Annotated in this window: 25 protein-coding genes and 1 riboswitch; of the genes, 12 read left to right on the top strand and 13 right to left on the bottom strand. The window is 66.6% G+C overall.

Features of this window, described 5'->3' with window-relative positions:
• Nucleotides 1–13: 13 nt before the first annotated feature.
• The gene (locus KF796_05805) at nucleotides 14–964 is read left to right on the top strand and encodes a PhoH family protein (protein MBX3586137.1); all 951 of its coding nucleotides are present in this window, start codon (nucleotides 14–16) and stop codon (nucleotides 962–964) included.
• 43 nt (nucleotides 965–1,007) lie between these two features.
• Nucleotides 1,008–1,454 (top strand): rRNA maturation RNase YbeY, encoded by a 447-nt coding sequence (gene ybeY / locus KF796_05800; protein MBX3586136.1) that lies wholly within the window; start codon nucleotides 1,008–1,010, stop codon nucleotides 1,452–1,454.
• Nucleotides 1,455–1,464: 10 nt separating this feature from the next.
• Here ybeY and dtd read toward each other — a convergent pair whose 3' ends face one another.
• From dtd to KF796_05785, 3 genes are read right to left on the bottom strand one after another with little or no spacing between them, the layout of a single operon-like run.
• Nucleotides 1,465–1,905, bottom strand: coding sequence for a D-tyrosyl-tRNA(Tyr) deacylase (dtd, locus tag KF796_05795; GenBank protein MBX3586135.1), 441 nt, complete (start codon nucleotides 1,903–1,905; stop codon nucleotides 1,465–1,467).
• Nucleotides 1,905–2,819 (bottom strand): cation transporter, encoded by a 915-nt coding sequence (locus KF796_05790; GenBank protein ID MBX3586134.1) that lies wholly within the window; start codon nucleotides 2,817–2,819, stop codon nucleotides 1,905–1,907. Before KF796_05790 ends, dtd begins: the two co-directional genes overlap by 1 nt.
• Nucleotides 2,820–2,834: 15 nt before the next feature.
• Entirely contained in the window at nucleotides 2,835–4,067 is a 1,233-nt protein-coding gene (locus tag KF796_05785; GenBank protein ID MBX3586133.1) for a tyrosine--tRNA ligase, read from the bottom strand.
• 165 nt (nucleotides 4,068–4,232) lie between these two features.
• Here KF796_05785 and KF796_05780 point away from each other — a divergent pair, with 165 nt between their 5' ends.
• A complete protein-coding gene (locus KF796_05780) occupies nucleotides 4,233–5,585 on the top strand; it encodes a M23 family metallopeptidase (GenBank protein ID MBX3586132.1) in 1,353 nt (450 codons plus the stop codon).
• Between the two features lie 14 nt (nucleotides 5,586–5,599).
• Nucleotides 5,600–6,709: an anhydro-N-acetylmuramic acid kinase gene (locus KF796_05775; GenBank protein ID MBX3586131.1), complete on the top strand. Its 1,110-nt coding sequence runs from the start codon at nucleotides 5,600–5,602 to the stop codon at nucleotides 6,707–6,709.
• Nucleotides 6,710–6,733: 24 nt separating this feature from the next.
• On the opposite strand, the gene erpA is transcribed toward KF796_05775, so the two are convergent.
• From erpA to rplM, 5 genes are all read right to left on the bottom strand, one after another.
• A complete protein-coding gene (erpA, locus tag KF796_05770; GenBank protein ID MBX3586130.1) occupies nucleotides 6,734–7,099 on the bottom strand; it encodes an iron-sulfur cluster insertion protein ErpA in 366 nt (121 codons plus the stop codon).
• Between the two features lie 59 nt (nucleotides 7,100–7,158).
• Nucleotides 7,159–7,554 carry a polymer-forming cytoskeletal protein gene (locus tag KF796_05765; protein MBX3586129.1) on the bottom strand — a complete coding sequence of 132 codons (396 nt, stop codon included), beginning with the start codon at nucleotides 7,552–7,554 and terminating at the stop codon, nucleotides 7,159–7,161.
• A gap of 21 nt (nucleotides 7,555–7,575) precedes the next feature.
• Complete coding sequence (locus KF796_05760) at nucleotides 7,576–8,283, bottom strand: hypothetical protein (GenBank protein ID MBX3586128.1); 708 nt, start codon at nucleotides 8,281–8,283, stop codon at nucleotides 7,576–7,578.
• A gap of 105 nt (nucleotides 8,284–8,388) precedes the next feature.
• Nucleotides 8,389–8,781: a 30S ribosomal protein S9 gene (rpsI, locus tag KF796_05755; GenBank protein ID MBX3586127.1), complete on the bottom strand. Its 393-nt coding sequence runs from the start codon at nucleotides 8,779–8,781 to the stop codon at nucleotides 8,389–8,391.
• Nucleotides 8,778–9,248, bottom strand: coding sequence for a 50S ribosomal protein L13 (gene rplM / locus KF796_05750; GenBank protein MBX3586126.1), 471 nt, complete (start codon nucleotides 9,246–9,248; stop codon nucleotides 8,778–8,780). The genes rpsI and rplM overlap by 4 nt, the downstream gene beginning before the upstream one ends.
• A 196-nt stretch (nucleotides 9,249–9,444) precedes the next feature.
• Between rplM and KF796_05745 the strand changes: the two genes are divergently transcribed.
• On the top strand, nucleotides 9,445–10,326 hold the full coding sequence (locus tag KF796_05745) for a 23S rRNA (adenine(2030)-N(6))-methyltransferase RlmJ (protein MBX3586125.1): 882 nt from the start codon (nucleotides 9,445–9,447) through the stop codon (nucleotides 10,324–10,326).
• On the opposite strand, the gene KF796_05740 is transcribed toward KF796_05745, so the two are convergent.
• Nucleotides 10,327–11,352 carry a porin gene (locus KF796_05740; protein ID MBX3586124.1) on the bottom strand — a complete coding sequence of 342 codons (1,026 nt, stop codon included), beginning with the start codon at nucleotides 11,350–11,352 and terminating at the stop codon, nucleotides 10,327–10,329.
• 263 nt (nucleotides 11,353–11,615) lie between these two features.
• Here KF796_05740 and paaA point away from each other — a divergent pair, with 263 nt between their 5' ends.
• Genes paaA through KF796_05710 form a run of 6 tightly spaced genes read left to right on the top strand, consistent with a single transcriptional unit; the run spans nucleotide 11,616 to nucleotide 16,214 of the window.
• Nucleotides 11,616–12,638 (top strand): 1,2-phenylacetyl-CoA epoxidase subunit A, encoded by a 1,023-nt coding sequence (gene paaA / locus KF796_05735; protein MBX3586123.1) that lies wholly within the window; start codon nucleotides 11,616–11,618, stop codon nucleotides 12,636–12,638.
• A complete protein-coding gene (gene paaB / locus KF796_05730; protein ID MBX3586122.1) occupies nucleotides 12,635–12,928 on the top strand; it encodes a 1,2-phenylacetyl-CoA epoxidase subunit B in 294 nt (97 codons plus the stop codon). Before paaA ends, paaB begins: the two co-directional genes overlap by 4 nt.
• Nucleotides 12,928–13,689 (top strand): phenylacetate-CoA oxygenase subunit PaaC, encoded by a 762-nt coding sequence (gene paaC / locus KF796_05725; protein MBX3586121.1) that lies wholly within the window; start codon nucleotides 12,928–12,930, stop codon nucleotides 13,687–13,689. Before paaB ends, paaC begins: the two co-directional genes overlap by 1 nt.
• Nucleotides 13,683–14,198 carry a phenylacetate-CoA oxygenase subunit PaaJ gene (gene paaJ, locus KF796_05720; GenBank protein ID MBX3586120.1) on the top strand — a complete coding sequence of 172 codons (516 nt, stop codon included), beginning with the start codon at nucleotides 13,683–13,685 and terminating at the stop codon, nucleotides 14,196–14,198. Before paaC ends, paaJ begins: the two co-directional genes overlap by 7 nt.
• On the top strand, nucleotides 14,198–15,298 hold the full coding sequence (gene paaK / locus KF796_05715) for a phenylacetate-CoA oxygenase/reductase subunit PaaK (protein ID MBX3586119.1): 1,101 nt from the start codon (nucleotides 14,198–14,200) through the stop codon (nucleotides 15,296–15,298). Before paaJ ends, paaK begins: the two co-directional genes overlap by 1 nt.
• Nucleotides 15,285–16,214 carry a DMT family transporter gene (locus KF796_05710; GenBank protein ID MBX3586118.1) on the top strand — a complete coding sequence of 310 codons (930 nt, stop codon included), beginning with the start codon at nucleotides 15,285–15,287 and terminating at the stop codon, nucleotides 16,212–16,214. Before paaK ends, KF796_05710 begins: the two co-directional genes overlap by 14 nt.
• Nucleotides 16,215–16,243: 29 nt before the next feature.
• Here the strand turns inward: KF796_05710 and KF796_05705 are convergent, their stop codons facing one another.
• The 4 genes from KF796_05705 to ahcY all read right to left on the bottom strand — a co-directional run bounded on the left by KF796_05705 (nucleotide 16,244) and on the right by ahcY (nucleotide 20,116).
• The gene (locus KF796_05705) at nucleotides 16,244–16,822 is read right to left on the bottom strand and encodes a hypothetical protein (protein ID MBX3586117.1); all 579 of its coding nucleotides are present in this window, start codon (nucleotides 16,820–16,822) and stop codon (nucleotides 16,244–16,246) included.
• Between the two features lie 55 nt (nucleotides 16,823–16,877).
• Nucleotides 16,878–17,783 carry a methylenetetrahydrofolate reductase [NAD(P)H] gene (gene metF / locus KF796_05700; GenBank protein MBX3586116.1) on the bottom strand — a complete coding sequence of 302 codons (906 nt, stop codon included), beginning with the start codon at nucleotides 17,781–17,783 and terminating at the stop codon, nucleotides 16,878–16,880.
• An 18-nt stretch (nucleotides 17,784–17,801) separates the two neighbouring features.
• Nucleotides 17,802–18,569 (bottom strand): TlyA family RNA methyltransferase, encoded by a 768-nt coding sequence (locus KF796_05695; GenBank protein ID MBX3586115.1) that lies wholly within the window; start codon nucleotides 18,567–18,569, stop codon nucleotides 17,802–17,804.
• Between the two features lie 113 nt (nucleotides 18,570–18,682).
• Nucleotides 18,683–20,116, bottom strand: coding sequence for an adenosylhomocysteinase (gene ahcY / locus KF796_05690; GenBank protein ID MBX3586114.1), 1,434 nt, complete (start codon nucleotides 20,114–20,116; stop codon nucleotides 18,683–18,685).
• Between the two features lie 79 nt (nucleotides 20,117–20,195).
• Nucleotides 20,196–20,278: riboswitch (S-adenosyl-L-homocysteine riboswitch) on the bottom strand.
• Nucleotides 20,279–20,342: 64 nt separating this feature from the next.
• On the opposite strand from ahcY, the gene KF796_05685 reads away from it, so the two are divergent.
• Nucleotides 20,343–21,971 carry a peptide chain release factor 3 gene (locus KF796_05685; protein MBX3586113.1) on the top strand — a complete coding sequence of 543 codons (1,629 nt, stop codon included), beginning with the start codon at nucleotides 20,343–20,345 and terminating at the stop codon, nucleotides 21,969–21,971.
• Nucleotides 21,972–22,002: the final 31 nt, after the last annotated feature.

The raw sequence follows: 22,002 nt of genomic DNA, 5'->3' as shown, positions 1-22,002 counted from the left end.
CGACAATGGGAAGGTGATTCTGCACCACACCTTTTCTCCCCCCAGCAACACCCGCCTGGCCCAGCTTTGCGGCCCCACCGACGAACATTTGCGCACCATCGAGGCCGCGCTGCAGGTGCGCATTGCGCACCGCCACGAGCAGTTCAAGATCGACGGCCCCAAGGCCAAGGCCCAGCGGGCTCTGGAAGTGCTGCAGGCGCTGTACGAAATTGCCGCCCGCCCGATTGACGCCGTCAAGGTGCAGCTGATGCTGGCCGGTGACGCCGCCATGTCCGAGGACCCGGACGGCGCCATGACCCTGCAGACCCGCCGGGCCGACCTGCGCGCGCGCACACCCACCCAGAGCGTGTACCTGGACAACATCGCCAACCACGACATCACCTTTGGCATTGGCCCCGCGGGCACGGGCAAGACCTACCTGGCCGTGGCCATGGCGGTGGACGCGCTGGAGCGCAGCGCGGTGCAGCGCATCGTGCTCACGCGCCCGGCCGTGGAGGCCGGCGAGAAGCTGGGCTTTCTGCCCGGCGACCTGAGCCAGAAGGTGGACCCTTACCTGCGCCCGCTGTACGACGCGCTGTACGACCTCATGGGCTTCGAGAAAGTGGTCAAGGCCTTTGAGCGCCAGGCGCTGGAGATCGCGCCGCTGGCCTTCATGCGCGGGCGTACGCTGAACAACGCGTTTGTGATCCTGGACGAAGCGCAGAACACCACGCCCGAGCAGATGAAGATGTTCCTCACGCGCATCGGCTTTGGCGCCAAGTGCGTGGTGACCGGCGACGTGAGCCAGATCGACCTGCCCAAGGACCAGCTCAGCGGCCTGATCGACGCCGAGCGCGTGCTCAAGCGCGTCAAGGGCATCGCCCACACCCGCTTCACCAGCGCCGACGTGGTGCGCCACCCGCTGGTGGCCCGCATCGTGGACGCCTACGACGCCTCGCGCAAATCCTCCGCTGCTACCAAATAAATAGCGAAGAGTGGCCGCCAGTATTGGACTCCAGCCCTGTTTGATGCAAAAACCCGAGTTGTCACTGCAGTTTGCGGCCTTTCCCGGCAGCGCGGCGCACCGCGCGGCGCTGCCGCGCGCCGAGGTGCGCCGCTGGATCGGCCATGCGCTCAACGCCCCGGCTGAAATGACCGTGCGCATCGTGGGCGAAGCCGAGGGCCGGGCGCTGAACCTGCAGTACCGCGGCAAGGACTACGCCACCAACGTGCTGACCTTCGACTACACACGTGAACCGGTGGTGGCCGCCGACCTGGTGCTGTGCGGGCCCGTGGTGGCGCGCGAGGCCCGCGAGCAGGGCAAGACGCTGCAGGCCCACTACGCCCATTTGTTGGTGCACGGCACGCTGCACGCGCAGGGCTACGACCACGAAACGAATGAGCGCGACGCGCTCGAGATGGAAGCGCTGGAAATCCTGCTGCTGGGCGCGCTGGGGTTTGCCAACCCCTACTGACGCGGCCAGCTCAGCGCACGGTCAGGGGGATGGTGACCGGCCCGTCGTTGACCAGTTGCACCTTCATGTCGGCCGCAAACCGGCCGGTCTGCACCACCGGGTGCGCCGCGCGCGCCTGGGTCACCACATGGTCATAGAGCCTGCGGCCCTCGTCGGGCGCCGCGGCCTGGGTGAAGCTGGGCCGGTTGCCGCCCGCGGTGTCGGCCGCCAGCGTGAACTGGCTGACCAGCAACAAGCCACCGGCCACGTCCTGCACGCTGCGGTTCATCTTGCCGGCCTCGTCTGAAAAGATGCGCAGCTTGAGCAGCTTGGCCAGCAGCCTGTCGGCCTGCGCCTCGCTGTCGCCGCGCTCGGCGCAGACCAGCACCAGCAGGCCCTGGCCGATCTCGCCAATCACCGCCCCATCCACCACCACGCGTGCCTCGCTCACCCTTTGCACCACGGCCAGCATCAGATCAGGTCCTTCTCGTCATCAAAGTGGGCTTCCACATCGCTGGGCAGCAGCTGGATGGTGGCGCGCAGCCCCGGCACGGCGCTCATCAGGGCCTGCTCGACGCTGGTGCGCAGCGCCGCGGCCCGGCCCAGGCTCCAGCTCGCGGGCATGTGCATGTGCAGGTCGACAAAGCGGCGCTGGCCGGCCTTGCGCGTGGTCACATGGTCAAAGCGGATGGTGGGATGGGCAAAGATGTCCAGGGTCTTGTGGATCTCGGCCAGCACCTCGGGTTCGAGCGCCTCGTCCATCAGCCCTTGCGACGAGCGCTGCATCAGGTGAAAGCCCTCGCGCAGGATGTTCAGCGCCACGCCCATGCCCACCAGGGCATCCAGCCAGAGCCAGCCCGTGAGCATCACCCCGGCCAGGCCCACCACCACGCCAGCCGAAGTCCAGACATCGGTGACCAGGTGCCGGGCATCGGCCTCCAGCGCAATCGACCGGTGCTCACGCGCCGCGCGGAACATGGCCCAGGCCAGCCCGCCGTTCAGGGCCGAGCTGCCCACCGACAGCGCCAGGCCCCAGCCCAGCTGCACCAGCGGCTGCGGGTCGAACAGCCGGTGCCCGGCGGCCCAGAGGATGCCCAGCGCCGCGCCAATGATCAGGATGCCCTCGAACCCCGAAGAAAAATACTCGGCCTTGTGGTGGCCGTAGGGGTGGTCTTCGTCGGCCGGCCGGGCCGCAATCGTCACCATCACCAGCGCAAAGACGGCACTGGCCAGGTTCACGAACGACTCCATGGCGTCCGACAGCAGGCCGACCGAATCCGTGATGTACCAGGCCAGGGTCTTGAGCGCAATGGTGATCACGGCCACGGCCACCGACGCCTGCAGCAGGCGCTGCGGGGTCATGAGGCGGGTGAGCACGGCGTTCATGGCCAGGCGCGGCTGTCAGGCCAGCGTGACCCGGGCAAACTTGCGTTTGCCCACCTGGACCACATAGGTGCCGGCCGCCAGCTTCAGGCCCTTGTCACTCACCACGCTGGAATCCACGCGCACGCCCCCGCCGTCGATCAGCCGGTTGGCTTCGCTGCTGGAGGGCGCCAGGCCCGCCGACTTGAGCAGGGCCCCGATCCCCAGAGGAGCGCCCGACAGCGCCACCTCAGGGATCTCGTCGGGCACACCGCCCTTGCTGCGGTTGATGAAGTCCTGCTCCGCCGCATCAGCCGCGGCCGCGCTGTGGAAGCGCGCGGTGATCTCCTTGGCCAGCATGACCTTGGCATCCTTGGGGTTGCGCCCGCCTTCCACCTCCTTCTTCAGTGCCGCAATGGCCGCTTCGCTCTGGAACGACAGCAGCAGGTACCAGCGCCACATGAGGGTGTCGGAGATCGACAGCACCTTGGCAAACATGGTGTTGGCGTCCTCGCTGATGCCGATGTAATTGTTCTTGGACTTGGACATCTTCTCGACGCCGTCCAGCCCTTCGAGCAGCGGCATGGTCAGGATGCACTGCGGCTCCTGGCCGTACTCGGCCTGCAGGTGGCGGCCCACCAGCAGGTTGAATTTCTGGTCGGTGCCGCCGAGTTCCAGGTCGCTCTTGAGCGCCACCGAGTCGTAGCCCTGCATCAGGGGGTACAGGAATTCGTGCACGCTGATCGAGGTGCCGGCCTTGAAGCGGTCATGGAAGTCGTTGCGCTCCATCATGCGGGCCACCGTGTATTTGGCGGCCAGCTGGATCATGCCGCGCGCGCCCAGCGGGTCGCTCCATTCGCTGTTGTAGCGCAGCTCGGTTCTGGCCGGGTCCAGGATCTTGTCAGCCTGGGCGCGGTAGGTTTCGGCGTTGGCCTTGATCTGCTCGGCGGTCAGCGGCGGGCGGGTGGTGTTGCGCCCGGAAGGGTCGCCGATCATCGAGGTGAAGTCGCCAATCAAAAAAATAACCGTGTGGCCCAGGTCCTGCAGCTGACGCATTTTGTTCAGCACGACCGTGTGACCGACATGAATGTCCGGCGCTGTGGGGTCCAGCCCCAGTTTGATGCGCAGCGGCGTGCCCGTGGCCTCGGACCGCGCGAGCTTTTTTACCCATTCGTCTTGCGGAATCAGCTCATCGCAGCCGCGCAGGGAGACGGCCAGCGCCTCGCGAACCCGGTCGGTCACCGGAAAATTTGTAACTTGAGCTTGATTCATAAGGGTTTTTTCAGATGACGCGGGGGGTGGGCTGGCTATACTCATGGCCCATCGACTGTGCCGGATTTTAATTGGCGCAGTTTTTGCAATTCACGGACGACCAAAACACAGGGAACCGTCCGGCCCACCGGCCGGGACAACGGCTTCTTTCTGGGGACTCATCTTTTGAACAACGGCTTGATCGCCGCCGGCAGCGCATTGTTGTTCCGGTTGGCCCATACGATTGAACACCATCCCAAACAGGTGACCGCGCTGGTCGCCGCGCTGATGCTGGGCGGCGGCGGCGGCGCCTACGCCGTGGCCTCGCTGGCGCCCGATGCAGCCGACCTGCCGGTGCACGAGGTCATTGAATCGGTCCAGACCCTGCCCCTGCAAACCCAGATCGAGTCGCTCGACGTCCACCGCTTCAAGCTGTTCCGCTCCGAGCTGACCCGGTCCAGCGACACCGCCGAAGCGCTGCTCAAGCGGCTGGGCATTGACGATCTGGCCGCAGCCGCGTTCCTGCGCAATGACGCCAACTTCCGCAACGGGCTGCTCGGGCGCGCCGGCCGCACCGTCACGGCCGAGGCCGACGACCACAATGGCCTGCTCAAACTCAGCGCACGCTGGACACCGGAAGACGACGGCAAGTTCAGCCGCCTGGTGGTCGAGAAAAATGCAACGGGTTTCGCCTCACGCATCGAAAGCGCCCCGCTCGCGGCCTCCAGCCGGCTGGGCAGCGGCACCATCAAGTCATCGCTGTTCGCCGCCACCGACGAGTCGCGCATCCCCGATGCCGTGGCCGTGCAGGTGGCCGAGATTTTCTCGGGCGACATCGACTTCCACCGCGCGCTGCGCAAGGGCGACCGCTTCAGCGTGATCTACGAATCGCTCGAGGCCGATGGCGAGCCCCTGCGCACGGGGCGTGTGCTGTCGGCCGAGTTCGTCAACAACGGCAAGACCTACCAGGCCATGTGGTTCCAGGAACCCGGCCAGAAGGGCGGCTACTACACGCTGGACGGCCAGAGCCTGCGCCGCGCCTTCCTCACGTCGCCCATGGAGTTCTCGCGCGTGACCAGCGGCTTCAAGATGCGCTTCCACCCGATCCTCCAGAAGTGGCGGGCCCACCTCGGGGTGGACTACGCCGCGCCCACGGGCACGCCGGTGCGCACGGTGGGCGACGGCGTGGTCGAGTTTGCCGGTGTGCAAAACGGCTTCGGCAACGTGGTGTTTGTGAAGCACCGCAACAACAACACCACGGTCTATGCCCACCTCAGCCGGATTTTTGTCCGGCGCGGCCAGAGCGTGAGCCAGGGCGACAAGATCGGCGCCGTGGGCTCCACAGGCTGGGCCACGGGGCCGCACCTGCACTTTGAATTCCGCGTGAACGGGCACCACCAGGACCCGCTGACCATTGCCAAGCAGAGCGAATCGATCCCGGTGTCTGCCTCGGCCAAGCCGGCGTTTGACCGGGTGGCCGCCGTGATGCGGGGCCAACTGGCCGCCGCCGACTCGGTGCAGCAAGCCAGCGCCCAGTAGCCCGGGGCCGCGTCATGGCGGAGCTTTTCGTCGGCCTGATGTCCGGCACCTCGATGGACGGGGTGGATGGGGTGCTGGCGGATTTCTCGGGCCCCACACCGCAGGTGCTGGCGCATGCTGCCAGGCCATTTGAACCCGGCCTGCGCGAGCGCCTGCTGGCGCTCAACGCCAGCGGGCCCGACGAACTGCACCAGGCGGCGCTGGCGGCCAATGCGCTGGTTCGTGTCTATGCCCAGGTCGTGCAGGACCTGCTGGACGCCCAAGGCCTGCCTGCATCAGCCGTGAGCGCCATGGGCGCCCACGGGCAAACCGTGCGGCATCGTCCCCAGGCTTTTGACGCAACCGGCTACACGATCCAGCTGAACAACCCGGCGCTGCTGGCCGAATTGACCGGCATCGACGTGGTGGCCGACTTCCGCAGCCGCGACGTGGCGGCCGGTGGCCAGGGCGCGCCGCTCGCCCCCTTTTTCCACCAGGCGCTGCTGGCGCGGCCCGGCCAGACCACGGGCGTGCTGAACCTGGGCGGCATCGCCAACCTGACCCTGCTGGGGCCAACGGGCAGCCTGAGCGGCTTTGACTGCGGTCCGGCCAATGCGCTGATGGACGCCTGGTGCGCGCTCCACACCGGCCAGCCGTTCGACCGCGACGGGGCCTGGGCCGCCAGCGGCGCCGTGCTGCCGGGCCTGTTGAAGGCCCTGCTGGCCCACCCCTACTTCGAACAGCCTCCGCCCAAGAGCACGGGGCGCGACCTGTTCAACCCCGACTGGCTTGAAGCGGCCATGAAGGGCCTTGGCCCCTTGAGCCCCGTGGACGTGCAGGCCACTCTGGCAGAACTCACGGCCCAAAGCTGTGCCCAGGCCCTGCGGCGGCAGGGCCCGCAGGCCAGTGAACTCATTGTTTGTGGCGGCGGGGCTTTCAACCGCCACCTGATGGCACGCCTGGCCACCCTGCTCCCGGGCCGTGCGGTGCTGTCCAGCGCCGAGCGGGGCCTGCCGCCCCAGCAGGTCGAGGCCACGGCCTTTGCCTGGCTCGCGCGCAAGGCCGTGCGGCGCGAAAAACTGGACCTGCAAAGCACCACGGGCGCCCAGGGCGCCCGTGTGTTGGGAGCGATCTACCCGGCCTGAACGGCCGGGCAGCGCTGGCGTGGATCAGGTCGAGAAGCTCGAACCACAGCCACAGGTGCTGGTGGCGTTGGGGTTCTTGATCACGAACTGCGCGCCCTGCAGGTCTTCCTTGTAGTCGATCTCGGCGCCCACCAGGTACTGGTAGCTCATGGCGTCGATCAGCAGCGAGACGCCATTCTTGGTCATCACCGTATCGTCTTCGTTGGTGATTTCGTCGAAGGTAAAGCCGTACTGGAAGCCCGAACAGCCACCGCCCTGCACAAACACGCGCAGCTTCAGGTCAGGATTGCCTTCTTCGGCAATCAGGTCCGCCACCTTGCCTGCGGCGCTGTCGGTGAAGATCAGCGGTGCGGGCATGTCGGTCTGGATGTTTTCGGCAACTGCGCTCATGGGGGTACTCCGGGTGACTCGTCGGTTCAAATACTACATTGTTTCCGTCGGGAATTCAGTCAGAAGTTATTTGCCGCCAGTTTCAGTAAGGGCTTTTCGTCGGAACCCTGGGTCGGGTGCAACTGGCCCGAGATCGTCGCGCCCTGGTGCATTTCGACGGCTTTGTAGTGCACATCGCCTTCGATCCGGGCCTTGGGCTGGAGTTCCAGCAGTTCCAGGGCATGGACCGGGCCGCGAATGCTGCCGTTGATGATGACGTGGTCGGCATGGATCTCGCCATGCACGCTGGCACTCTCGGATATGACCAGAATGCTCGGGCTTTCGGGGTTGGCCCGGATGTCGCCCATGATCTCGCCGTCAACCCGCAGGCCGTCGGTGAACTTGAGATTGCCTTCGATACGGCTGCCCTGGGCGATCAGGCTTTTGATCGGCGGTTGTGCCTTTTTGCCAAACATGCGGACTCCTCAACGAGTGTTTTAAAGTTTGATGCTCTGGACCGCCCGGGTGGCGGTGCCTTCCACCACGCGGGCGGACATGTTTTTTACCACGGCTTGCGGGGGCAAGTCGACAATTCCCTCGATCCGCCGGTACTGGCTGAACTGCAGCACCTGGGGCCCGCCGGGCAATGACATCATCCAGGGCTTGCCGCCATCGGTGCCCGAAAAACTGATTTCGAGCTTGCCATTGAATTGGGGCGCGTTCTTCACGGGCTGCATCACCAGCACCTGCCACTTGAGCTGGTGCTCGCCAATCACTTCGGCCTGCAGGCCGCGAATGGCGATGCCCTCGATGCCGCTGGAGGGAATCAGCTTCTCAAAGAACCCGAGGTCGTCACGCAAGGCGCGGTTGTCGGCCTCCAGCACGCGGATCTGGGCGGCCAGCTTCTCCTGGGCGGCGCGCTCGGCCGTGAGCAGGCTGCCCGAGGTGTTGACCACCGATTGCACCTTGTCGCGCTCCTCGCGCAGGCGGGCGACCTCGGTGCGCAGCTGGGCCAGCTCCTCCTTGCCATGGGTGTCCAGACCGGCAATGTTCTTGCCAAACTCGAAGGCCCAGAGGCCCACGGCCGCGCAGAAGCCCAGGACGATGGCCATGACCAGCCAGCGAAACGGCCACGGCATGGCGCTGCGCACGGCCATGCGTGGAGCGCTGATGGTGAGGCGGCGGCGAAGCAGGCGAAAACGCATTGTTCGAATAGTCCCGGCAAAGTCGAACACCATGCCACAACATGGCGCAAACAACAAAGCCGCAGCAAGCGGACTTGTGCGGCTTTGTTTCTGCAGGAAAGAAGCTTAGCGCTTGCTGAACTGCTTGCGGCGGCGTGCGGAGTGCAGGCCGACCTTCTTGCGCTCGACCTCGCGGGCGTCGCGGGTCACGAAGCCGGCCTGGCTCAGGGCCGGCTTGAGCGACGCGTCATAGTCGATCAGGGCGCGGGTGATGCCGTGGCGTGCAGCGCCGGCCTGGCCGGACTCACCACCGCCATGCACGTTGATCTGGATGTCAAACGTCTCGGCATGGTTGGTCAGCATCAGGGGCTGCTTGGCAATCATGATGGACGTCTCGCGGCCGAAATAGGCCTGGATGTCCTTGCCGTTCACCGTGATCTTGCCGGTGCCCTTTTTCAGAAACACGCGGGCGACGCTGGATTTGCGACGGCCGGTGCCATTGTTCCATTCACCAATCATTTGGCGGCCTCCCGTTGGGCGTTGACAGAGATGCCAGGAATGTCCAGCACCTTGGGCTGCTGGGCGCTATGGGGATGCTCGGCACCACCGTAGACCTTGAGCTTCTTGATCATCGCGTAACCCAGCGGGCCCTTGGGCAGCATGCCCTTGACGGCCTTTTCCAGGGCGCGGCCCGGGTGCTTGGCTTGCATGTCGCGGAAGTTGGTGGCCGTGATACCGCCCGGGTAACCGGAGTGGCGGTAGTACACCTTGTCAAGCGGCTTGGCGCCGGTGACGCGCAGCTGGGCTGCGTTGATGATGACGATGAAGTCACCGGTATCGACGTGAGGCGTGTAAATGGCCTTGTGTTTGCCGCGCAAACGGAGAGCAACTTCGCTGGCTACTCGTCCGAGGACCTTGTCGGTCGCGTCAATCACAAACCACTCGTGCGTCACGTCAGCGGGTTTGGCGCTGAACGTTTTGGTCATGAGTTTTCTCTTGAAAGAGCTGGTTTGGCGGGTTCTTTTCCACGGTCGGTGTTCCTCTTTCGGGAATCTCTTAGGTGGTCATGCCTCTTGCGAAGCCCTCGCCGCGGAACCACAAATGCGCTGCGAAGCCCTCGATTATACGAAAAACCGCCACCTGGGCGCAATGGCACCCCGCCCGGGGAGTTACCATCCCCCCATGTTCAGTTACCGCCACGCCTTCCACGCCGGCAACCATGCCGACGTGCTCAAGCACACCGTGCTGGTGGCCATGCTGCGCCACCTGACCGAAAAGGACGCGGCCCTGACCGTGCTGGACAGTCACGCCGGCGCTGGCCTGTACCGGCTTGACGGCGACTACGCCCAGACCAGCGGCGAGGCGTCTGACGGTTTCCTGAAGCTTGCCGGGGCGACCGACCTAGCGCCCGCGCTGGCGGATTACGCCGCCGTGGTGGCCAGCTTCAACGCCAGGGGCAAGGCCCGGGTGTACCCGGGCTCCCCCTTTGTGGCCCACCACGTGCTGCGGCCCCATGACCGGCTCAAGCTGTTTGAGCTGCACCCGACCGATGCCCGTGCCCTGGACGGCAACATCGCGCAGCTGGAGGCCGGGCGGCAGATTGCGGTGTTCGCGGAAGACGGCTTTGAGGGCGTCAAGAAGTTCCTGCCGCCGCCGGCCCGCCGGGCCCTGCTGCTGTGCGACCCGAGCTACGAGATCAAGACCGATTACGCGCGCACCGCCGCCATGGTGGCCGACGCGCTCAAGCGCTTTGCCACCGGCACCTATGCCGTGTGGTACCCCATCATCCCGCGCCCCGAGGCCCACGACCTGCCGCGCAAGCTCAAGACGCTGGCCAACAAGGCCGGCAAGAGCTGGCTCCATGCCACCCTGACGGTCAAGTCCAGCAAGATCACCACGGACGCGGCGGGGGAAGACAAACGCCCCGGCCTGCCGGCCAGCGGCATGTTCGTCATCAATCCGCCCCACACCCTGAAGGCCGCGCTGCAGCCGGCCCTGCCCCAGATGGTGGCGCTGCTCGGGCAGGACCGCCACGCCGCCTTCGGGCTGGACAGCGGCGGCTGATCAGAAGCGCTTGCGGATGCCGGCGCCAAAGCTGGTGCCGCTGCTGAAGGTGGTGATCCTGTCGCGCATGTACATGGCGTACACGTCGGTGCTCTTGGACAGGTTGTAGTCGTAGCCCAGCGAGAACGTGCTGCGCGTGTTGCCCGGCTCGACCTTGGTCCGGGCAGCCCCCACCAGGACCTTGCCCAGACCCACCGGCACCGAGGCGCCGAGGGACACCGTTTTGGCCTGGGGCACCAGCTTGTCGGACTTTGCCTTGCCGTAGGTCAGGAAGCCCTTGACCACCTTGGCGTCATACGAGGCGCCCAGCATCCAGTCGGTCTTCTTGTCACCCGTGGCAAACGGCGCCGAGGCGGCCGGGTTGGTGATCTGGTCGCGCTCGTAGAAGGCCGTGGCGGCAAACGGGCCATTGAAATAGAGCACATTCAGGCCGACGTTCTTGGGGCCGGAGTCGCCCGCCACTTCGCCAAACTGGTAATGCACGTTGGCTGACAGGCCTGAGAAGTTGGGCGTGCTGTAAATGATCTCGTTGGCCCAGCCCGTGTCTGACGGGGTGGTGGCGGCCCAGCCCGTGCCGTTGAACAGCGGCACGTTGGCGTGCAGCACCAGCGGTGCGAAGGTGAACGAATCGCCAAACGGGTTGAAGATCACCGTGGGCAGGAAGTTGGGCGCCAGGCCGCGGCCCAGCGTGACCGTGCCAAAGCTGCCCGCCAGGCTCACATTGGCGTCGCGCGAGAAAAACGGGTCATTCGGAAAGCGCCCCTGGTTGCCTGAGTCCACCTGGATGAACGAAGTCAGGGCGAACTTGGCCTGCAGGCCACCACCCAGGTCTTCCGTGCCCTTCACCCCGAACCATGAGGTCGTCATGCCACCGCTGTTGACCACCGAGGCCCGGCCGGCGTCGCCCGCCATGCGCTTGGAACCTGCATAGATGTCGGCGGTCCCCATCAGCTGGACCGAGCTTTGCGCCGCCGCCATGCCGGCCCAGGCGGCCAGGGTGCCGGCCAGAATCAGTTTTGTTTTCATTTCTTCTCCAGAGTTATCGGACACAGGCCCGACGCTCGGGATTGCAAAAGCTATGCCGTACCACCTGCCGGCTCTTTTGGGGAAATTTGAGTACTTTTAGAAACAGCAGCCGGCGCGTTGCGTGTGCTTTTGGTGCATTGCCGCTGCAAAAGGCCGGCCGTTGGGTCCCCTATGGGGATCGCTGAAAATTAACCGACCGCTCGGTCGGTTAATTGGTATACTGCGTTCCAGCGCCGCCCAACAAGCGCCTGCAGGAGACATGCATGTACACCCAAGCCCTCGACCTCCCGAACCCGGCACGCGACACGCCGCTCAAGCCGGTCGCACCGCCCGCCAACCCGGCCAGCGCGGCGCTTCAGCAACGCTTTGACGAGAAGATCGATGCCAACGGCAAGATCGAGCCGCAGGACTGGATGCCCGAGGCCTACCGCAAGACGCTGGTGCGCCAGATCAGCCAGCATGCGCACAGCGAGATCATCGGCATGCAGCCCGAGGGCAACTGGATCAGCCGCGCCCCCAGCCTCAAGCGCAAGGCCATCCTGCTGGCCAAGGTGCAGGACGAGGGCGGCCACGGCCTGTACCTGTACAGCGCGGGCGAAACCCTGGGCACCAGCCGCGACCAGATGCTGGACGCGCTGCACACCGGCCGCGCCAAGTACAGCTCCATCTTCAACTACCCCACGCTGACCTGGGCCGATGTGGGCGTGATCGGCTGGCTGGTGGACGGCGCGGCCATCATGAACCAGGTGCCGATCTGCCGCTGCAGCTACGGGCCCTACGCCCGCGCCATGATCCGCATCTGCAAGGAAGAAAGCTTTCACCAGCGCCAGGGCTTTGAGAGCCTGATGGCCCAGATGACCGGCACCCCCGCCCAGCGCGCCATGGTGCAGGACGCGGTGAACCGCTGGTGGTGGCCGGTGCTGGCCATGTTTGGCCCGCCCGACGCCGACAGCCCCAACAGCGCGCAGGGCATGCGCTGGGGCATCAAGCGCATCAGCAACGACGACCTGCGCCAGAAGTTTGTCGACGCCACGGTGCCGCAGGCCAAAGTCCTGGGCGTCACCCTGCCCGACCCCGACCTGAAGTGGAACGAGGCCAGGCAGCAGCACGACTACGGCGCCATCGACTGGGACGAGTTCTGGGCCACCGTCAACGGCAACGGCCCCTGCAACGCGGAGCGGCTGGCCACGCGCGTCAAGGCCCACAACGACGGCCAGTGGGTGCGCGACGCCGCCCTGGCCCATGCGCGCAAGCAAAAACAGCGCGCGCTGAAGGAGGCCGCATGAGCACCACCCAGAACGAATGGCCCCTGTGGGAAGTCTTTGTACGGTCCAAGCAGGGCCTCGAACACAAGCACTGCGGCAGCCTGCATGCGGTGGACGCGGCGCAGGCGCTGCAGATGGCCCGCGACGTCTACACCCGGCGCCAGGAAGGCGTGAGCCTGTGGGTCGTGCCCTCGGCCGCCATCACCGCGAGCGAGCCCGACGACAAGGCCGAGTTCTTCGAGCCCATGGCCGACAAGATCTACCGCCACCCCACGTTCTACGACATCCCCGACGAAGTGGGGCACATGTGATGGGGCAGGCCAAGCACGCCCCGCTGGACTACCTGCTGCACCTGGCCGACAACGCGCTGGTGCTGGGCCAGCGCAATGCCGAATGGTGCGGCCACGGCCCGGTGCTCGAAGAAGACATTGCACTGGCCAACATCAGCCTGGATTTGATCGGCCAGGCGCGCCTGCTGTACCAGCATGTGGCCACGCTCAAGGGCGATGGCAGCACCGAAGACTCACTGGCCTACCTGCGTGACCCGCAGGAGTTTCGCAACTACACGCTGCTCGAATTGCCCCACCACGGCCCGCTGGCCGGCACGGCCACGGCCGACCGCGATTACGCCACCACCATCGTGCGCAACTTCCTGTTCAGCACGCTGATGGTGCTGCTGTGGGACGCCCTGCAAAGCCACGAGGACGCCCAGCTGGCCGCCATCGCCGCCAAGTCGTCCAAGGAAGTGCGCTACCACCTGCGCCATGCGCGCGACTGGCTGGTGCGCCTGGGCGATGGCACCGACGAGTCCCATGCCCGCACCCAGGCCGCGCTGAACCACCTGATGCCCTACACCCAGGAGTTCTGGGCCGACGCCGACGCGCGGACCGCCGCCCTGCGCGAAGCCTGGGACGCCGAGGTCAACGACGCGCTGGCCGAGGCCACGCTCACGCGCCCGTCCGGCAGCGGCCACCTGTCGCGCGGCAAGCAGGGCCAGCATTCCGAACACCTGAGCTACCTGCTGGGCGAGATGCAGGGCCTGGCGCGCCAGCACCCGGGAGCCGTGTGGTGACGCTGGCCCAGCGCGCCTGGGACGCGCTGGAAGGCGTGCCCGACCCCGAGATCCCCGTGGTGTCGATCCGCGAGCTGGGCATCCTGCGCGAGGTCAACGAACACAACGGCGCGCTGGAGGTGGTCATCACCCCCACCTACAGCGGCTGCCCGGCCATGGGGCAGATCGAAGACGACGTGCGCGCGGCCCTCGCGGCCCGGCACCTGAATGCCACGGTGGTCACCCGCCTGGCCCCGGCCTGGACCACCGACTGGATCAGCGAGCCCGGCCGCGCCAAGCTCAAGGCCTTTGGCATTGCCCCGCCGCACCAGGCCGCCGGCAGCGCAGCGCCAAACGCCAGCGTGCTGCAGTTCGCGCGCCGGAAACCCGGTGCCCCGGACGCCGTGGCCTGCCCGCACTGTCAGTCGCTGAACACCACCGAAACCTCGCATTTCGGCTCCACGGCCTGCAAGGCACTCTACAAGTGCCTGGACTGCCTCGAACCGTTTGACTACTTCAAGCCCTACTGATGTCCACACCCCATTTCCATGCGCTCACGGTCACACGGGTCACGCCGGAAGCGGCCGGTGCCGCGGCCATCACCTTCTCGGTGCCCGCGGAACTGCGGGACACCTTCGACTTTTCTCCGGGCCAGTTCCTGACCCTGCGCGCCCGCATTGACGGCGCAGAGACACGGCGCAGCTATTCGATCTGCAGCCCGCACGCGCGCTACCGGCAGTCGCATGAGCTGGAGGTGGGCATCAAGCCCGTGGAGGGCGGGGTGTTCTCGCGCTGGGCCGTGGCCCACCTGCGCGCCGGTGACACGCTGGACGTGATGCCGCCCGACGGCCGCTTCACGCCGCGCCACGCGGGCGCGATGCACCGCGTGGCCTTTGCCGCGGGCTCGGGCATCACGCCCGTGCTGTCCATCATCGCCAGCACGCTGGCGGCCGAGCCCGCCTCGCGCTTCACGCTGGTCTACAGCAACCAGCGCGTCAACACCATCATGTTCAACGAGGCGCTGCAGGACCTGAAGGACCAGTACCCCGCGCGCCTGAGCCTGATCCACCTGCTGTCGCGCCAGCCCCAGGAAGTGGCCCTGCTCAATGGCCGGCTCGACGAAGCCAAGGTCCACGAGCTGCTGGGCAGCGTGCTGCCCGTGACGGCCATGGACGAGGTCTTCATCTGCGGGCCCGAGGGCATGATCGACACCACGGAGCGCGCGCTGCTGGCCGCCGGCCTGCCGCGCGAGCGCGTGCATTGCGAACGCTTTTTTGCGGCAGGCACGGTTGCTACAAAATCTGTAGCTGAAAGTGGCCGCCCGGCAAGGACTACAGCCCCAAACGACTCCAAACATGTGCTGGATGTGGTGATGGACGGCAAAACCCACCACCTGGCCATGGGCGCCGACGACCATGTGCTGGACGTGGCGCTGGACGCCGGGCTGGACCTGCCTTATTCCTGCAAGGGCGGCGTGTGCTGCACCTGCCGCGCCCGGGTGCTTGAGGGTCAAGTCCAGATGGACAAGAACTTTACACTCGAGCCATGGGAAATCGAAAAAGGCTTTGTGCTGACCTGCCAGTCGCGTCCGCTGACCACCCGCGTGGTGGTCAGCTATGACGAGCGCTGACCACCCGGCCGCCCAGCGGCTGGCCTATGCGCTGATTTTCGTCACCCCCGCCCTGTGGTGCGTCAATTACCTGGTGGCGCGCTGGTCGCCCGGGATCGTGGCGCCGCACACGCTGGCCTTCGGCCGCTGGGCCATCGCCGCGGCGCTGCTGGGGGCCTTTACCGCCCCCGAGCTGCTGCGGCATCGCGCGCTGCTGCTCGCGCAATGGCGGCGCTTCCTGGTGCTGGGTGCCCTGGGCATGTGGATCTGCGGCGCCTGGGTCTACATCGCCGCGCGCACCACCACGGCCACCAACCTGTCGCTGATCTACTCCGTGTCGCCCGTGATGATCGCGCTGGCCTCGGTGCTGTGGCTGCATGAGCGGTTCAGGCCGCGGCAATGGCTGGGCGCGGCGCTGGCGCTGGCGGGCGTAGTCAACGTCGTCATCCGCGGCCACTGGGGGGCGCTGGGCGCCGTGCAATGGGTGCCCGGCGATCTGTGGGTGGTGGCGGCCACGGCGTCGTGGTCAGGCTTTGTGCTGCTGCAGCGGCGCTGGCCCACGCCCCTGGGGCCGGCGGCGCACCTGAGCGCCGTGGCCGCGGGCGGGCTGGTGGTGCTGGCGCCCTTCACGCTGTGGGAACTGGTGCAGCCCGGCACGCCCCCGGTGGGTGCCCATGCCCTGGGCCTGATGCTGCTGGCGGGCGTGGCGCCGGGCGCCGCGGCGTACTGGTGCTATTCGTTTGTGCAGCGCCAGCTGGGCGTGGCGCGGGCCTCGTCGCAGCTGTATCTGGGGCCGCTGTATGGCGCAGCCATGGCCTGGCTGTTCCTGGGTGAACCGGTGGGCTGGCACCACGCCGTGGGTGCCGCGCTGATCCTGCCGGGCATCTGGCTGGTGAGCCAGCGGCCGGCGCCACAGCCTCCCGAGAGCGCAGGCTGAGCTGAATCCCGCGCTGCCTGCCGCCCCGGTCAGCCGCAGCGGCGCTGGTAGGCCTCGGTGGAGCGTTCCAGGTCGCGCTGCTCGCCTTCGTTCAGGTCGGTGCGCGCCCGCTTGACCTTGAGCACGCGCTTGAGTTCACCGCACATCTCCTGCTGGGACTTGCTCCAGTTGGCCTCGCGCTTGGCCACCGCGTTGGCCTGGTCGGTCTCCTGCCGCTTCTCCTTGCGCCGCCGGCTCAGCTCCTGCATCGCCTGGCGCTCGTCGTCGTGGCATTCCTGGTTGTATTCCTTGCGCATGCCCTCCACCGTTTCACTGGTGAGGCCCCGCGCGTGCGCCGTGCGCAGCGCATCGTGCAGCGACGAACAGCGCGGGCCCATCAGCGACACATACTCCGGCGCCTCTGAAATGCGTGGCACGTAGGAGCGGTGGACCGGCTGCTCCGGCACCGGCCCGTAATAGACCAGGCCCGGCTTGCAGGGCTCGCTGGAGCGGTAGGCCCGCCCGGTGTTGTCCTTGCAGATATACGACGACTGGGCCAGCGCCACAGCGGGCAGCACCAAGGCCAGCCCCAGGGCCAACGCCCCCCGAATCCATTGACGAATCGCCATCCCACTCTCCTATGCTGACGCGGATTTTAGGGGCTGCGCCGGCCCCGCCGCGGCCTCAGAGGCCCAGGCGCTCGCAGATCGCCAGCGTGGCGCCGGCCTGGTTCATGGTGTAGAAGTGGATGCCCGGGGCGCCCGCGTTGCGCAACTGGTCGCACAGGTCGGTCACCACGTCCAGGCCAAAGGCCTTGATCGACGCGGTGTCGTCGCCAAAGGCCTGCAGCCGCATGCGGATCCAGCGCGGAATCTCGGCGCCGCAGGCGTCGGAAAAGCGCAGCAGCTGGGTGGAACTGGTGATGGGCATGATGCCCGGCACCACCGGCACCTCGACGCCGAGGCGGCGCAGGTCATCCACATAGCGGAAATAGGCATCGGCATTGAAGAAGTACTGCGTGATGCCCGAGTTGGCGCCGGCCTTGACCTTGGCCGCGAAGGCATCCAGGTCGGACAGCGGCGATTTGGCCTGCGGGTGGATTTCAGGGTAGGCCGCCACCTCGATGTGGAAGCGCTCGCCCGTCTCGGCGCGGATGAAGGCCACCAGGTCGCTCGCATAACGGAACTCGCCGCCCATGCCATAGCCGCTGGGCAGGTCGCCGCGCAGCGCCACGATGCGGCGAATGCCGGCGGCCGCGTAGGCCGCGAGCCTCTCGCGGATGCTTTCATGAGACTGGCCAATGCAGCTCAGGTGCGGCGCCGCCGCGCAGCCCTCGGCCATGATTTCGGTCACGGCCTGCAGGGTGCCATCCTGCGTCGAGCCACCGGCGCCAAACGTCACCGAGCAGAACTCGGGCTTGAGCGCATACAGCTGCTGGCGCGCCGCGCGCAGCTTGACCGCGCCTTCAGGCGTCTTGGTCGGGAAAAATTCCAGGCTAATGGGCCATGTGGCCCCCACGCTTGCCACTGCGTGTGCTGCGCTGCCCCCCGGGGGGGCCTTCGCGCCTTGGGGCGGCCCGGCGTCGCTCATTTCTCGGATCCCTTCCATTCAGTTTCTGGTTGCGTACACAAAAAATTCCCGGTTGCCATCGCCCCCGGTGATGGCGCTGTCATACCAGCCGCGCACCGTCAGCCCCAGCGACGCATGGCACTCGCGGATGCGCTGCTCCACCACCGCGTACAGCGCCTCGTCGCGCACGATGCCGCCCTTGCCCACCTGGCCCGGCTGCAGCTCGAACTGCGGCTTGACCAGCATGAGGATGGCGCCGCCGTCTTCCAGCAGGGGCACCAGCGCGGGCAGCACCAGGGTCTGCGAAATGAACGACAAATCCCCAACAATCAGGTCAAAAGTGCTGCGAGTCCAGTCTCCACGGCCACTTTCAGCTATCAAATCGGTAGCAGTCATGTCGCGTGCATTGAGCTTTTCAATGCAGGTCACGCGCTCGTCGTCACGCACCTGGGGGTGCACCTGGCCCTGGCCCACATCCACGCCCACCACATGGGCGGCGCCCCGCTGCAGCAGGCAGTCGGTGAAGCCACCGGTGGACTGGCCCACGTCCAGGCAATGCTTGCCGGTCACGTCCAGCCCGCTGCTTTTGAGCCCGCCTTCAAGCTTGAGGCCGCCACGCGAGACGTAGCGCGCCTCGGCCTCGTCGAGCAGCTGCAGCTCGGCGCCGGCAGGCACCTCGTCGCGGTTCTTGCCCACGGTTTTCCATTCGCCGCCGTCACGCCAGCGCACGCCCGCGCCGATCAGGCGCTGGGCCTGCGCGCGCGAGCTGGCCAGGCCCCGCTCGACCAGAAGTTGATCAACACGCATATGTTTGCGAACCGCCACCTTGCACCCATCGCGGAACACCGCGCAGCCGGCCTGGCCGGGCCGCGGGTGTCGCCCCCTCGAGGGGGAGGCGCCGCAGGCGCTTCGGCGGTGGGTCAGTACCTGTAGGTGTCGGCCTTGTAGGGGCCGTTCTTGCTCACGCCAATGTAGGCGGCCTGGTCGTCGGTCAGCTCGGTCAGCATGGCGCCCACCTTCTTCAGGTGCAGGCGCGCCACCTTCTCGTCCAGGTGCTTGGGCAGCACGTAGACCTTGCCGGCCTCGTAGGCGTCGGGCTTGGTGAACAGCTCGATCTGCGCGATGGTCTGGTTGGCGAACGACGACGACATCACGAAGCTGGGGTGGCCCGTGCCGCAGCCCAGGTTCACCAGGCGGCCCTTGGCCAGCAGGATGATCTTCTTGCCGTCGGGGAACTTGATGTGGTCCACCTGGGGCTTGATCTCTTCCCACTCGTACTTCTCGATCGACGCCACGTCGATCTCGTTGTCAAAGTGGCCGATGTTGCAGACGATGGCCTGGTCCTTCATGGCCGCCATGTGCTCGTGGCGGATCACGTCGCGGTTGCCCGTGGTGGTGACGAAGATGTCGGCCTTGTCGGCGGCGTATTCCATGGTCACGACCTTGTAGCCTTCCATGGCGGCCTGCAGGGCGTTGATCGGGTCGATCTCGGTCACCCACACCTGGGCGCTGAGCGCGCGCAGGGCCTGGGCCGAGCCCTTGCCCACGTCGCCGTAGCCGGCCACGCAGGCCACCTTGCCCGCGATCATCACGTCGGTGGCGCGCTTGATGCCGTCCACCAGCGATTCGCGGCAGCCGTACAGGTTGTCGAACTTGCTCTTGGTCACCGAGTCGTTGACGTTGATGGCGCGGAACAGCAGCGTGCCCTTGGCGCTCATTTCATTCAGGCGGTGCACGCCGGTGGTGGTTTCCTCGGTCACGCCAATGATCTCGGCCGACTTGCGGCTGTACCAGGTGGCGTCCACGGCCAGCTTGGCCTTGATGGCGGCGTACAGGATGCGCTCTTCCTCGCTGGTGGGCTTGGCCAGCACGGACAGGTCCTTTTCGGCGCGCTTGCCCAGGTGCATCAGCAGCGTGGCGTCGCCGCCATCGTCCAGGATCATGTTGGGGCCTTCGCCCTTGGAATCCTTGGGGCCGAAGTCAAAAATGCTGTGGGTGTAGTCCCAGTAGTCCTTGAGCGACTCGCCCTTGATCGCAAACACCGGGGTGCCGGCCGCGGCAATGGCGGCAGCGGCGTGGTCCTGCGTGGAGAAGATGTTGCACGAGGCCCAGCGCACCTGAGCGCCCAGGGCCTGCAGCGTCTCGATCAGCACGGCGGTCTGGATGGTCATGTGCAGCGAGCCGGTGATGCGCGCGCCTTTGAGCGGCTGGGCCTTGGCGAATTCCTCGCGGATCGCCATCAGGCCGGGCATCTCGGTTTCGGCGATGCGGATTTCCTTGCGGCCCCAGTCGGCCAGGCCGATGTCGGTGATGGCGCAGTCAGACAGGACGGCGGGTGAAATGCGGGCGTTCATGGTTTTTCTCCAAAATCAATTGAATGAAACCACTCTCTGGGGGAATCGGAGCTTGGAAAAAAGCCTCACCACACAGAACAGTGGGTGAGCGTCGTTGCGGGATGATTTCCGAGCCTCACGCCCCGCATCTGGAAGATGGGGCGCTGCAACGCTCCTCGGATGCCCAAATTATAATCACGGGCTGTCCTGCGCGCCCCGCGCCGCCCGCCCATCCCCCGGAGTCAGTGTGTCTTTCGCCTCAGAAACCCGGCGCCGCCGTACCTTTGCCATCATTTCCCACCCCGACGCGGGCAAGACCACGCTCACTGAAAAGCTGCTGCTGTTCTCGGGCGCGATCCAGATCGCGGGCTCGGTCAAGGCCCGCAAGGCCTCGCGCCACGCCACCTCGGACTGGATGGAGATTGAAAAGCAGCGCGGCATCTCGGTGGCCAGCTCGGTCATGCAGATGCTGTACCGCGAGCATGTGATCAACCTGCTCGACACGCCGGGCCACAAGGACTTTTCCGAGGACACCTACCGCGTGCTGACCGCCGTGGACTCGGCGCTGATGGTGATTGATGCGGCCAACGGCGTGGAAGCGCAGACCCGCCGGCTGATCGAGGTCTGCCGCCAGCGCGACACGCCCATCATCACCTTCGTCAACAAGATGGACCGCGAGGTCCGCGAGCCGCTGGACATCCTGGACGAGGTGGAGCGCGAACTGGGCATGCCCTGCGTGCCCATGACCTGGCCCGTGGGCCAGGGCAAGGGCTTTCGCGGCATCATGAACCTGCGCACCCAGGCCATGACGGTGTTCGAGTCGGGCAGCGAGCGGCTGCCCCAGGACTTTGAAACCATTGCGTTGGGCGAGCGCGACGTGCTGCTCAAGCGCTTTGGCGCCGATTTCGAGGCCGCCATGGAGAGCATGGAGCTGGCCACGGGTGCGTCCCCGGCCTGGGACCATGCCGCGTTTCTGGCGGGCAAGCAGACGCCGGTGTTCTTTGGCTCGGGCGTCAACAACTTCGGCGTGATGGAAGTGCTGGACGCGCTGGTCGACCTGGCGCCCTCGCCGCAGCCGCGCACCAGCACCACGCTGGTCAACCGCCAGCCGGTCATCAAGGAAATCCAGCCCGAGGACAAGGACTTTGCCGGCGTGGTGTTCAAGGTGCAGGCCAACATGGACGCCAACCACCGCGACCGCATTGCCTTTGTGCGCATGGCCTCGGGCAAGTACACGCCCGGCATGAAGCTGCGCGTGCAGCGCACCGCCAAGGAGCTGCGGCCCACCAGCGTGGTCACCTTCCTGAGCCAGCGCCGCGAGGCAGTGGACGAGGCCTATGCCGGCGACATCATCGGCTTCACCACCCATGGCGGCGTGCAGCTGGGCGACACCATCACCGACGGCGCCAGCCTGCAGTTCACCGGCCTGCCCTTCTTTGCGCCCGAGCTGTTCATGACCGTGCTGCTCAAGAACCCGCTGCGCACCAAGCAGCTGCAGCAGGGCCTGGCGCAGCTGGGCGAGGAAGGCGCGATCCAGGTGTTCCGCCCCGAGATGGGCGGCGCCATGCTGCTGGGCGCGGTGGGGCAGCTGCAGTTTGAAGTGGTGCAGCACCGCCTCAAGGCCGAGTACGACGCCGACATCCGGCTGGAAGGCTGCCAGTACACCGGCGCGCGATGGATCACCGCCGACACCCCGGCCGAGCTGCGCGCCTTCACCGACGCCTACCCCCAGCGGCTGGCGCGTGACGCGGCCGACACGCTGGCCTACCTGTGCACCAGCCCCTACGACGTGCGGCTGGCGCAGGAGCGCTTTCCCAAAATCCATTTCCACCCGCTGCGCGAGCACGCGGGCCTGGCGCTGCACAACGCGGGCTAAGATTTGCCCGCGCCGCGCACGGCGACAGGGA

The sequence above is a fragment of the Ramlibacter sp. genome (assembly GCA_019635435.1).
Taxonomy (GTDB): Bacteria; Pseudomonadota; Gammaproteobacteria; order Burkholderiales; family Burkholderiaceae_C; genus JAHBZM01.
This window is presented reverse-complemented; position numbering and strand designations above follow the sequence as displayed.